This window comes from Bifidobacterium sp. ESL0798, from assembly GCF_029395415.1.
In the GTDB taxonomy this organism is placed as follows: Bacteria; Actinomycetota; Actinomycetes; order Actinomycetales; family Bifidobacteriaceae; genus Bifidobacterium.
Genome location: NZ_CP113914.1, coordinates 1209798 through 1222781, shown reverse-complemented (window position 1 = coordinate 1222781; position 12984 = coordinate 1209798). Strand labels below are relative to the sequence as shown.

At 58.4% G+C, this 12984-nt stretch carries 9 protein-coding genes; all 9 read left to right on the top strand.

Annotated elements, in window-relative coordinates; translation table 11 throughout:
• Window positions 1-4: 4 nt before the first annotated feature.
• The 9 genes from OZX74_RS05230 to argB all read left to right on the top strand — a co-directional run bounded on the left by OZX74_RS05230 (window position 5) and on the right by argB (window position 12915).
• On the top strand, window positions 5-634 hold the full coding sequence (locus OZX74_RS05230; RefSeq protein WP_277155933.1) for an ECF transporter S component: 630 nt from the start codon (window positions 5-7) through the stop codon (window positions 632-634).
• Between the two features lie 39 nt (window positions 635-673).
• Complete coding sequence (locus tag OZX74_RS05225) at window positions 674-3331, top strand: ATP-binding cassette domain-containing protein (RefSeq protein WP_277155932.1); 2658 nt, start codon at window positions 674-676, stop codon at window positions 3329-3331.
• Window positions 3332-3480: 149 nt separating this feature from the next.
• Window positions 3481-4380: an RNA methyltransferase gene (locus OZX74_RS05220; protein WP_277155931.1), complete on the top strand. Its 900-nt coding sequence runs from the start codon at window positions 3481-3483 to the stop codon at window positions 4378-4380.
• Window positions 4381-4541: 161 nt separating this feature from the next.
• Window positions 4542-5609 carry a phenylalanine--tRNA ligase subunit alpha gene (gene pheS, locus OZX74_RS05215; RefSeq protein WP_277155930.1) on the top strand — a complete coding sequence of 356 codons (1068 nt, stop codon included), beginning with the start codon at window positions 4542-4544 and terminating at the stop codon, window positions 5607-5609.
• A gap of 6 nt (window positions 5610-5615) precedes the next feature.
• Complete coding sequence (gene pheT, locus OZX74_RS05210) at window positions 5616-8219, top strand: phenylalanine--tRNA ligase subunit beta (RefSeq protein ID WP_277155929.1); 2604 nt, start codon at window positions 5616-5618, stop codon at window positions 8217-8219.
• A gap of 101 nt (window positions 8220-8320) precedes the next feature.
• On the top strand, window positions 8321-9205 hold the full coding sequence (locus tag OZX74_RS05205) for a hypothetical protein (RefSeq protein WP_277155928.1): 885 nt from the start codon (window positions 8321-8323) through the stop codon (window positions 9203-9205).
• Between the two features lie 297 nt (window positions 9206-9502).
• Window positions 9503-10633, top strand: coding sequence for an N-acetyl-gamma-glutamyl-phosphate reductase (gene argC, locus OZX74_RS05200; RefSeq protein ID WP_277155927.1), 1131 nt, complete (start codon window positions 9503-9505; stop codon window positions 10631-10633).
• Entirely contained in the window at window positions 10630-11811 is a 1182-nt protein-coding gene (argJ, locus tag OZX74_RS05195) for a bifunctional glutamate N-acetyltransferase/amino-acid acetyltransferase ArgJ (RefSeq protein WP_277155926.1), read from the top strand. The genes argC and argJ overlap by 4 nt, the downstream gene beginning before the upstream one ends.
• 111 nt (window positions 11812-11922) lie before the next feature.
• Entirely contained in the window at window positions 11923-12915 is a 993-nt protein-coding gene (argB, locus tag OZX74_RS05190; RefSeq protein WP_277155925.1) for an acetylglutamate kinase, read from the top strand.
• Window positions 12916-12984: the final 69 nt, after the last annotated feature.

The following is a 12984-nucleotide window of genomic DNA, read 5'->3' as shown; positions in this document are numbered from 1 at the left end:
AATCATGACATCATCAAATCAGACGACCATTATCTCCAAACCGAATCTCAAATGGCGTGTTGTCGATATCGCCGTGGCTTCGGTCATCGGCGTGGTCAGCACTTTCGTCTACTGGGCCGCGGCTCTGCTGTATGGTCCCATCGGTTCTCCGCTGGACGCGCTCGTCCCTGGCCTTGGCGGCCTGATGAACGGGCTTTGGCTCTTTGCTGGTCCTCTTGCGGCCGTCATCGTACGCAAGCCGGGGGCCGCGACCTATGCGGAAGTCGTGGCGGGCGTGCTCGAGGCCCTGCTCGGCAATTCCTGGGGCGGAACCGAAACCTTCCTGATCGCGCTGGTGCAGGGGCTTTGCGCCGAGGTGGTGTTCCTCTGCGTGGCCTACAAGGTCTGGAACCTGCTCACGCTCACGCTGTCCGGCGTGGTATCGGCCATCGGCTGCTGGGCCTATACGTTCTTCACCCATCTGCAGGGATTCAACATGACGGGTGCATACGGCATCTGGTATTTGGTCGCCACGGTGATTTCCGGAGCGTTGGTGGCCGGCGTGCTGATGTGGTATCTCTATATCGCCATCGCCAAGACCGGCGCCATCGACAAGTTCGCTTCGGGCCGTCAGGTCCGTGCCGCTTCCAAGTGAGTGGTATCAGATAGAATTCAGGCATCGATGGGGGAACGTATGCAAGGCAGACAAGCGAAGGCAGTCGTTAGCCGAAAAGGCGATGGCTCGCTTCAGCATGCCGTGGACGCCGATAGTGCCATTGATCAAGCTGCTTTGCAAGATAGAAAACACGTTGATGGCAAATCTTTCACCAAGGTGCAGCCGGCTTCAATCAGTTTCAAAAAATGGGGCTACCGCCATGCCTCGCGCCGGCATTTCGCCGTGCGTGGCCTGAACCTTGACATTCACCCCGGCGAACATGTACTCCTGCTGGGAGCCTCCGGTATCGGCAAATCGACGATACTCGAAGCCGCTTCTGGCCTGCTCGGCGGGGATACTCCGGAAACTGCGAACCAAGCCGGCCAAAATGAAACGAGTCAGGTTGTCGCAGTCGAGGATTCCGAAGGAGGCATTACCGAGGGCGGCGTCTTCGTCGATGGCATACCGGCTGCCGCCGCCCATGGACGGGTCGGACTTGTGTTGCAGGATCCAGACGCGCAGACGATTTTCGAACGTTTGGGCGATAACGTCGCCTTTGGTCCGGAAAACATGGGTGTGCCACGGCCTGAAATTTGGAAACGTGTAAAGCAAAGCCTTGCTGCAGTAGGACTTGAAGGATTGCAGTTGCATCGTTCCACCATGCATTTGAGTGGTGGGCAGATGCAGCGTCTTGCGTTGGCCGGTGCGCTGGCCATGCAGCCCGGGGCGTTGCTACTGGACGAGCCGACCGCCAACCTCGATCCGGAAGGGGTTGAGCAGGTTGTCGGCGCAGTATCTGAAGTATTGCATAATACGGAAGCCACCATGCTGCTGGTCGAGCACCGCGCCGGACCTTGGATCGACCTTATCGACCGGGTCGTCGTTCTGGGTCTTGAATCCGACGATCAGGTCAAGGCACGCGTCACGCAGGTCGGCGACGCTGCCGAAATCGACCACAGCGGATTCCGACGCACCATCGTGGTCGCCGACGGTACGCCGGACGATGTGTTTGCCAACCGTGACCTTGACTTTGCGGCGCTCGGTATCTGGATGCCCAGCAGATATCGCCGTCCGGAAGACGAAATCCATCGAATCCATACCGATGACGAGCCCGCCAGCGATCCCGCGACCGGCGACGGCAAGACGTTGCTTTCTACCAACGATTTGGCCATCGGCCGTAACGGCAAAGCCATAGCCGAGCATATCAACGTGTCTTTTGCCGCTGAGCAGATCACGGCCTTGGTGGGTCGTAACGGCGTCGGCAAGTCCACGCTTACGCTGACATTGGCAGGATTGCTGGAGCCTGTGGCAGGCAGTGTCGAAGCCGCGCCTGAACTGGTGGAAGGCGCAAGCGGCAACTCTCCGATGGATTGGAAATCCACTGAACTCGCGGCGCGTGTCTCTTACGTCTTCCAGAATCCCGAGCATCAGTTCGCGCGTGGCAGCGTACTGGAAGAAGTCATGCTCGGGCTTGTGCGAACCGGAACACCGGAGGATGATGCCAAGAAGAAAGCCATGGCGCTCTTGCGCCGGTTCAGGCTTTCGCAATATGCCTCGGTCAACCCTTACACCCTTTCCGGAGGGGAGAAACGTCGCCTGACCGTCGCTGCCTCGCTGGCCGCCGCACCGCGCGTGATCATCCTCGACGAGCCGACCTTCGGCCAGGACCGACGCACGTGGATGCAGATCGTCTCGCTGATCCACTCCTTGCGCGGCGACGGCGTCAGCGTCATCGTCGTGACCCACGACCGCGATCTGGTCACCGCACTCGGCGCCCGTGTCATTGAATTGCAGGCGCAAGACGATGCCGAAGGCGTCCGCTCGATGCATGAGGAGCGTCGCAAGGCGGAACCATCAAGCAGGGACGCTGGGACCTCTGACGACGAAATCGCCGTCAGCCCGGTCAACGAGCGCGACGAACAGGAACGGCAGTCCAGTCGCTCGCCTTTCCTTGCCTCGCTCAATCCGACGTTCAGGATGCTGGGCGGTTTCCTCGCCGCGCTGCCGTTGATCTTCAGCCTTGACTGGGTCTCGGCAAGCGTCGCGTTGCTGATCGAATTCGTTCTGCTCGCCTGCATCAGTCTGTCGCCTTGGCGCGTGGTCAGATCGACATGGCCGGTGTTCATCGGTGCCCCCGGCTCGGCGCTGGCCGTGCTGCTCTATGGCAAGGAAGGCGGCCGAATCTGGTGGCATTGGGCGATGATCACCGTCACCGACCGTTCGGCGATGCTGGCGCTTGCCACCGGCATCCGTATCCTTGCCGTCGGCGTCCCGGCCATCATCGCAGTACTCGGCGTCGAGACCACTGATCTGGCCGATTCCTTCAGTCAGATCCTTCACCTGCCCGACCGCTTCGTCTATGGCGGCCTGGCCGGCATGCGCCTCTTTTCGGTGTTGCGCGACGACTGGGCCGCGCTCACCGCTTCCCGTCGTTCGCGCGGCCTCGGCGACGAAAACAAGGTCAAGGCGTTCTTCCCGCAGACCTTCGCCCTATTGGTCCTTTCCATCCGCCGTTCCACCACGCTCGCCACTGCCATGGAGGCCCGCGGCTTCGGCGGCGACACTCCGCGCACCCATGCCCGCATCAGCCGAGTGAATCCGCGGGACTGGGCCTTCGTCATCGTCTGCGCCGCAGTTCCCACGATCTCGCTGATAGCCTCCGCCTTCGCCGGTACCTTCACTTTCTTCGGCGGTTGAGTTTTACCAGCGGATGCTCGTTCGTTTGGTTTGAAATTGATTATTCAATGTAATTAGGTTGCTGTTTTTTCTTATTGGTGGACACAAGTAAATAAAAAGGAAGAACATCAATAAAGATTGATGGCAATGACCGCGCGTAAAGTGTAGCTATGCCTTTTAATCAGCACATTATCGATAATCCCAAGTCCGAGCGCGTGCGGCGCGTCGCGGAGCTGGAAAAGAACAAAGCCCGCAAAAAGGCCGGGAGGTTCCTGATCGAGGGACCGCAGTCCGTGCGCGAAATCGTGCAATGGATGCCGGAAGTGGTCGAAGATTGCTTCGTCGAGATGGACGAGCGGCAGGATGGGCTGCTTTCATCGGTGGTCGGTGACATCGCGAAGAAAGCAGATGAGTGTGGGCTTTACATTCACCAGGTCACCGGTGATGTGATGCATCGTATGAGTACGGACTCGCAAGGTATCGTCGCCGTCGGCGATTTGCAAGCCATGCAGCAGCATATGTCGAATGAATTTGAGAATTCCTCCGACAATGTCGCTCATAGAGATAACACAGTCGCTGCGTTCTGGCAGATTCGTGATCCGGGCAACGCGGGGACCGTCATTCGCTCGGCCGACGCCGCCGGATGCCGCGCGGTCATTTTCGTGTCGGATTGCGTCGACCGCTTCAATCCGAAGGTCATCCGTTCCACGGCCGGCTCGTTGTTCCACCTGCCGGTGGTCACCATGAGCACCGATGAATTCTTTGAATGGGCCGCGCAGCAGCATCGCGAGGTGATTGCCGCCGACGTCTACGGTACGCCAACGCTCAAGCCGGAATCGCTGATTGATGTGGTCGAAAAGTATCAGCAGGATGGCAAAAACGGCAATTCTTCTCAAACGATTCTGTTCGGCAACGAGGCTCGCGGATTGCCTGCCGATGTACTGGAACGTGTACAACGAATCGTGTCCATCCCGCTCTACGGCAAGGCCGAATCGCTTAATCTCGCCACGAGCACCGCGGTGATGCTTTTTACATTGGCGATGGCACGGGACGCTGCGCAACATCGGTAAAGCGAGTTTCTTCATCACACAGAAATAAGCGCAAACGGACACAATGCTATGTCGAGTCATATTGAAACAATGAAAAGGCTGTAAATGCTTGGGATTCATGACTTTTGTGCGTGTAATCTTGGACGTTTTCAAGGTTTGGAAATTGCAAGGAAAGGGTACTCGTGGCACAGAGTGCGTCATTCGATGCGGAAGCGGTGACCGACGCGGTCACTGAGGGCATCGCGAAAATCAAGGGTGCCTCCACCATGGAGGAGCTCAAAGCCATCAGAACGGAATATGCCGGGCCAGAATCGGCGATGATGCTGGCGAACCGGTCGATCGGAGGCCTCCCCGCAGAAGAGAAGAAGGGTGCCGGCCAGTTGATGGGCAAGCTGCGCAGCGAGTTCGAGCGCACGTTCGGCATCAAGACCGCGCAGGTCAAGGCCGAAGAGGAGACCCGTCAGCTCGCCGCCGAAACCGTCGACATGACCTTGCCGGTCAATCGCAAGCCGCTGGGTGCCCGTCACCCGCTGCCGAAGCTGATGGAGGACGTCGAGGACCTCTTCATCTCCATGGGCTGGCAGATTTCCGCGGGCCCCGAAGTGGAGACCGAATGGTACGACTTCGATGCTCTGAACTTCGGCCCCGACCATCCTGCCCGCCAGATGCAGGACACCTTCTACGTCAAGGGCAACCAGGCCAAGGACGCCGCCGGTTTCGTGGGATCCAACATGGTGCTGCGCACCCAGACCTCTTCCGATCAGGTTCGTGCCTTGCTTACGCGTGGCGTTCCGCTCTATATCGCCTCGCCCGGCCGCGTGTTCCGCACCGATGAACTCGACGCCACGCATACCCCGGTCTTCCACCAGTGCGAGGCGCTGGCCGTCGACAAGGGCCTGACGATGGGCGATTTGAAGGGTGTACTCGACAAGCTCGCCGTCGCGATGTTCGGCCCGGAGGCCAAGAGCCGTCTGCGTCCGAGCTACTTCCCGTTCACCGAGCCCAGCGCCGAGCTCGACCTGTGGTTCCCCGACAAGAAGGGTGGCCCGGGCTGGATCGAATGGGGCGGCTGCGGCATGGTCAACCCGAACGTCCTGAAGTCCGCGGGTCTTGATCCGGACGTCTACACCGGCTTCGCGTTCGGCGTGGGTATGGAGCGCACGCTTTTGCTGCGCCACGATATCAACGACATGCACGACCTCGTCGAGGGCGATGTGCGTTTCAGCAAACAGTTTGTGATGGGGGAGTGAACCACAATGCCAATGGTAGATATTGACTGGCTCAAGGAGCATGTCGAGGTTCCGGCCGGTCTGACGTACGAGCAGCTCGCCAAGGATCTGGTTCATGTCGGCCTCGAGGAAGAGGAGATCCATTCCTCGAACGTCACCGGCCCGATCGTGGTCGGCTACGTGGTCGATGCCACGCCGGAACCGCAGAAGAACGGCAAGACCATCAACTGGTGCCATGTCGATGTCGGCGACAAGTACAACGACACCGACGAGAACGGCAACAAGGTGCCGCGCGGCATCGTCTGCGGCGCGCCGAACATGGCCGCCGGCGAGAAGGTCGTCGTCACGTTGCCGGGAGCGGTGTTGCCCGGCGATTTCAAGATTGAGCCTCGCAAGACCTACGGCCACATCTCTAACGGTATGTGCGCCTCGGAGCGTGAGTTAGGCTTGGGCAGCGACCACAGCGGCATCATTCTGCTCAACGATTATGGATTCAGCGCGGAGGAGGCAGAAGCTCTCAAGCCCGGTGACGACCTGATGCATGTGCTGCATCTCGATCAGCCAGTGCTGGAGATCAATATCACCCCCGACCGCGGATACACGCTGTCCTATCGTGGTGTGGCCCGTGAATACCATCATTCAACCGGTGCTGCTTACACGGATCCGGCCATCGAGTTGAACGACAAGGCGCCTAAGGGCGTCGAGGCCGACAAAGCCGACATCGCCGTCGAGATCGAAGACAACAACCCGATTCACGGCGTCCCCGGCTGCGATCGCTACTATGCGCGCACGGTGCGTAATTTCGACCCGGCGAGCCCGACGCCCAACTGGATGCGTCGTCGCTTGATCCGCGCCGGCATGCGTTCGATTTCACTGGCGGTGGACGTCACCAATTATGTGATGATGGACCTGGGCCAGCCGATGCACGCCTACGACCTTGACAAGATCTGCGGGCCTATTGTCGTTCGGCGCGCCAACAAGGGCGAGACCCTGACTACGCTCGACGGCAAGAAGCACGACCTGAGCGTTGAAGACCTCCTGATCACGGATTCGCCCGATGGCAAGCGCAGCTCGAGGATTCTTGGACTCGCCGGCGTGATGGGCGGCCTTTACGGAGAGGTCACAGCCGAGACCAAGAACATTCTTCTGGAATCCGCGCATTTCGACCAGGTCACCATCGCCCGCTCCGCACGCCGTCACAAGACCCCGTCAGAGGCATCCAAGCGCTACGAGCGCGGTGTGGACTATGCTCTGCAACCTGCTGCCGCGCAGATGGCCGCCGAACTGATGGCCAAGTATGGCAAGGGCACGCCGAGCGGCACTCCGATCGACGTCGACCACACGCAACCGCGTGAGGCCATCGATTTCAAGTTCACCGAGACCAAGCGCCTCACCGGGCTCGACACCTCGGACCAGCGCATCCGCGAGATTCTCGAAGACATCGGCTGCAAGGTCAGCGACGGCAAGGAGCAAGGCCACATTTCCGTAGTACCTCCGACCTGGCGTCCGGACCTCACCATGCCGTGCGATTTGGTCGAGGAGATCGCGCGTCTCGTCGGCTACGACGAGATTCCGATCACCATGCCTCCCGCTCCGGTCGAGGGCGAGGTCGGACTGACCCCGGACCAGCAGCGCCAGCGTGACGTGGCCAACGAGCTGGCCGAATACGGTTTGGTGGAGACGCTGAGCTACCCGTTCGTCGGTGACGCCGACTTCAAGGCGTTCGGTTACGATGCCGAGGAAATCAAGCCGGTAAGCGTCGAGGTCGCCAACCCTCTTGCCGGCGACCGCCCGTACCTGCGTCGCACCGTTCTGCCGACACTGGCACAGACCGTGCAGCGCAACCTGCGTCGTGGCCTTGAAAACATCTCGCTTTACGAGATTGGTCACGTCTATCTTTGGGATCCGAATGCTCCGGCCATCCCGGCTCTGCCTGGTGGACAGCGCCCGAGCGAAGAAGAACTCAAGGCGCTTGATGCCGGTCTGCCGGAGCAGCCGTTGCACGTCGCCGCGATCCTGACCGGCAAGGCCGTGGAAACCGGTTGGCTCGGTGAAAGGCGCGATGTCGACTACAGCGATGCCCTCGAGGCGATGAACCGCGTGGCTGACCGTCTGGGAGCCAAGGTCTCCCTCGTGCAGCCGGAACCGCAGGATGTGCCGATGCAATGGCATCCGGGTCGTGCCGCCAAGGTCATGGTCGGTGACACATTTGTCGGTATGGTGGGTGAGCTGCATCCGCATGTCAACGCGGCGCTCGGCTTCCCGGAGCATTCCGCGGCCTTCGAGCTCAACCTGACCGCGCTCTTCGCCACGTTGAGCGGCAAGCCGGTACAGGCCAAGCCCATTTCGACGTTCCCTCCGGTCAAGCAGGATCTCGCCTTCACGGTACCTGATACAGTCACCGCCGCACAATTGCAGCAGGTGATCGTTGAGGCCGCAGGCGACGATCTTGAGTCCATCGAGCTGTTCGATGTGTTCTCCGGCGACCAGCTGGGTGAGCATCAGAAGTCGCTTGCCTATGCGGTTACTTTCCGCTCTCCGGATAAGACGCTGACCAGCAGCGACACCGAGGCCATCCGCAAGGCTATTGTCGATAAAGCGGAAACGATCGGTGCGCAACTGCGTGCCTGAACAGTCAGTTCCAAGATATCTTGGGAATTGAACGATGCGGAGTCTGCGCACTCAATAGGTTCGCAGACTCCGTCGATATCTGCCTGATTTTGGAGTGCATCATGAATGAATCTCAAAACCCGTTCAATACGAACGGCACGGATCGCCAGGATCCACCGGCCAATGCCGCTCCTACGGGTCAGGTTCCGGACCATCCATCACCCGAGGATTCGCAAGTCACGCCGGGTACGAATGCGGGTACGGATGTTTCGAATGTGGTTTCCGCTTCCGACGACACAAAGCCGGCTCAACCACAATACGGACAGATGAAAGTCCCCGAGTACGGGGCGATGGCCAGCCAATTCCCTCCGCAATATAATCCCTATGTCTATGGCGAGCCCGAGAAGAAGCCACAAAGCCAGAATCAACCCAGCAACCAGATGAATGTTCAGAGCGGTCAGGGCAACTCGCAAATGGGCAGTGGCTATGGCAACGGCATGGGAGGCTACCAAGGCGATCGAGGGAATGCCCCCTATGGCGGTCCAGGTCAGGTGCCGGGAGGCTATGGTAGCAATCCGAACAATTTCTATGGGCAGCCGTACAACAATCCTCAGCCATACAATAATGGTCCGGTCATGCCGGGTGGCCCCGGAACACCGGGATACCGACCGGACATGCACAATGGCGTCGATATGAACGATCCGGTCCAGAACCCCTACCTGGGGCACTGGGATCCGATGGCGATCGCTTCCGTTATCCTGTTGTTCCTGCCGATTACCTTCCTGCCCGCCATCACGGGCGCACTTTCCATGTGGCGTACCAGAAAGTACCATATGAAAGGCTTCTGGGTGGCGACCGTATGCATGGTGCTTGGGGTCATCGCTACAGTCTTTGAATTCTGGCTGATTTACAAGGGTATCAACATCAACGATCTCTCGCAGCAGCTGCTGAATCAATATGGTTCCGGCTCAGGTGGTTCCGGTAATGATGGTTCTGTAAGTGCCTAAATCTTAGGCCGTGTTATTCACGGTTGAGCCTTAACGCATTCCTGGTTTTGCAAAGTCCTTGTTCACGAGAGTGACCGAGGACTTTTATATATTTATATACGGATTTTATGCATTGAGCAAATGATATGTCTAGTGGTTCCAATTCTGCTGGACTAGGAGCTTTGGCAGATATACGTTTGATCAGAGTTTGTTGAAGACAATAAATTGTGATAAACTGTGTCCATTATTTGGATGCATAACTATACATAGTACTGAATATATGTAATCTTGGCATCATCTTGAGGAAAGGTGATGTTCATGAGCACATACACGGTGGCGGTGGCTGGTGCCAGCGGATATGCCGGAGGGGAGATGCTACGTATTCTTGCAGCGCATCCCGCGTTCGAAGTGACCACGGTGACCGGCGAGTCTTCTGCTGGCGACAAACTCGGTCGACATATGCCGCATATCCCATCGCTAAAGGATATGGTCATCCGACCTACCACACCTGAAGTGCTCAACGGGCACGACATTATCGTTCTTGCCTTGCCGCATGGGGTATCGGGAGCCTTGGCCGAAAAGCTCCACGCCAATTGCGCGATCGTTGATTTGGGAGCCGACCACAGGCTTGAATCAAGAGATGCGTGGGCGCAGTACTATGGCGGCGATTTCCATCAGCCGTGGGTCTACGGCATGCCTGAGCTGATTGTCGGCAAAGGTGCCGATGGCGGATACCGGCGCCAACGTGAAAAATTGCAAGGTGCGTCGTTGATCGCGGGTCCAGGATGCAACGTCACTGCGGTCACCCTCGCGTTCCAACCGGCTTTGGCTGCGGGGCTTGTGCAACCCGATGACATTGAGGCGGATCTTGCTGTCGGATATTCAGGGGCTGGAAAGAATCTCAAACGTCCGAATCTGCTGGCTGCCGAAGCGCTCGGTTCGGCTACGCCGTATTCGGTAGGTGGCGTTCACCGACATATTCCGGAGATTGTGCAGAATCTTAAGCACGCAGCAGCAGCGCTTTCAAATGATGACCGTAACGGTTTGGGCTTTGCTGATCAGTCTCATGGTAATAATATCGTCGTCGGTTTTACCCCGATGCTGGTTCCGATGGCTCGTGGAATCCTCGCGGTCGTTTCGGCCAAGCTGAGCGACAAGGGTGAGGCTATGAGTGACGAAAACATACGCGAGGTGTTCTCTGAGGTCTATCAGGGGCAGCGATTCATCGAGCTTTTGGACCCTGGCGACATGCCGGCCACGGCAGACGTGCTGGGATCCAACGAGGCACAGGTCCAAATCGCCGTCGACAGAAAGGCAAAACGTCTGTACGGTTTTGCGGCCATCGATAATCTCAATCGCGGCACGGCCGGTCAGGCGGTGCAATCTTTGAACATTGCGCTCGGACTTCCAGAAGACCAAGGACTGACAACGATAGGGGTGGCGCCATGAGCGTGACATTTGCAAAAGGTTTTTCGGCTTCCGGGGTCAACACCGATATTTCGTCGAACAAAGAGAAACTTGATTTGGCGCTGGTGGTCAACAACGGGCCGCTTGATGCCGCGGCCGGGGTCTTTACCTCGAATCGTTTTAGTGCGGCCCCGGTGCAATGGTCGCGCAAGGCCATTGCCAACGGACATATCAAGGCCGTAGTGCTCAATTCCGGCGGAGCCAACGCCTGCACCGGCGAGGCAGGGCTCAAACAGAGTGCAGACACGGCGGCCAAGGTCGCCGAGGTCCTTAGCGGCGAAAACGTGGTCGCGCCTGACGACATCGCGGTTTGCTCGACAGGTCTCATCGGCGAACTATTGCCGTTGGATCACGTGCTGGCCGGCGTTGACAAAGCGGCTTCGACGCTATGCGACACTGAACAAGCCGGTATCGATGCGTCCACGGCCATCATGACCACCGATACGAAACCGAAAACAGTGAAACTGCAAGGCACCGGTTATCGTGTGGGTGGCATGGTCAAGGGTTCGGGAATGATTGCGCCTCAGCTGGCTACGATGCTTTGTGTGATAACCACCGACGCCATGGTTGATGCTGCCCAATTGCAAGGGGTTCTCGCCACTGCCACAGAGAAATCATTCAATCGCATCGACGTCGATGGCTGCATGTCCACCAACGATACGGTGCTGTTGCTCGCTTCCGGGGCTTCTGGCGTCACACCTGAGCCGCAGGAATTTGCAGGGATGATCCATGACGCCTGTGCCAGCTTGGCGCATCAGATTATCGGCGACGGAGAAGGCTCCAGCCACGACATCAAAATAACGGTAAACGGAGCGGAAACCGAAGACGCTGCGTTGGCCTGTGCCCGTGCGGTTGCCGGCTCGAACCTTCTGAAGTGCGCCATCTATGGCAACGATCCGAACTGGGGACGTATCGTCAGCACGCTCGGCACTGTTCCGGCGGATGTCGCAGCCTATGAGCCAGAGGCTGTCACGGTGGATATCAACGGCGTGCGTGTCTGCGAGCACGCCGGTGCCGGCATCGACCGTTCCCAAGTCAAGATGGAAGCCAGAGAGGTCGATATCGATATCGACCTCAATCACGGTTCGCAAAGCGCGAGCGTATGGACCGACGACCTGACCCATGAATACGTGCATATCAATGCGGACTACGAATCATGAAATTGGTCGAACATCAAGGAAACCGTTCAATTCATTTCAAATAACCGCAACCATCGAGCCCAAGAAAGGCTTCGATGGAAGACGGATGAAAGACAGCGAATGAAGGATAAAATGGCTACAAACGAAGCCGAAGAAACCCAGCAATCGACAAATTCGGTTGAAGAGGGTGCAAAAACCGATGAAGGTGCATTCGATGTTCACAACGATCTCAAAGACGAACAGAAAGCCGAGGTGCTGATCGAGGCCCTGCCATGGCTGGAAGAATTCGCCGGTCAACGCATCGTCGTCAAATACGGCGGCAACGCCATGGTCGACGAGCATCTCAAGCGTTGCTTCGCCCAGGACATGGTCTTTCTGCGCCAGGTCGGCATGCACCCCATCGTCGTCCATGGTGGTGGCCCGCAGATTTCGAGCATGCTTGAAGAACTTGGCATCGAATCTCATTTCAAGGCCGGGTTGCGCGTCACCACACCCGAAATCATGCGGGTCGTACGGATGATCCTCACCGGTTCCGTTTCGCGCGAGCTGATCGGGCTGATCAACGCCCACGGCCCGCACGCGGTAGGCCTTTCGGGAGAAGACGGATCGCTGTTCGGGGCGAAACGGTATCGCCCGGTCATCGACGGGAAGCAAACCGACATCGGCTTGGTCGGGGAAGTCACCGAGGTCGATCCTTCCGCGGTTGAGAATCTTATCGCGCAGAACCGGATTCCCGTGGTCTCATCGATTGCTCCCAACGCCGACGACCCCACGCAAGTGTTCAATGTCAATGCGGATTCTGCGGCGGCTGCACTTGCGGTGGCGGTGCACGCAAGAAAGCTGGTCATCCTGACAGACGTTGACGGACTCTATGCCGATTGGCCCGACAAGAACTCGCTGATCAGCTCAATCGGCGTCGACAGGCTGCGTGAGGTGTTGCCGACATTGCAAAGCGGCATGGTGCCTAAAATGCGTGCCTGCATTCGGGCGCTGGATGGGGGCGTGCCGAGGGCGCATATCATCGATGGCCGTCAGCCGCATTCGATTCTCAACGAGGTGTTCACCAGCGCCGGCATCGGCACCATGGTCGTGCCGGGGAACGCCATGAAACTGCGACGAAGCTGAGTAGCGGCTGCATCAACCGCGGAAAGCCGATTCCGCATGTTTCGGCCCGTACGGATGCCTCGAAATCAG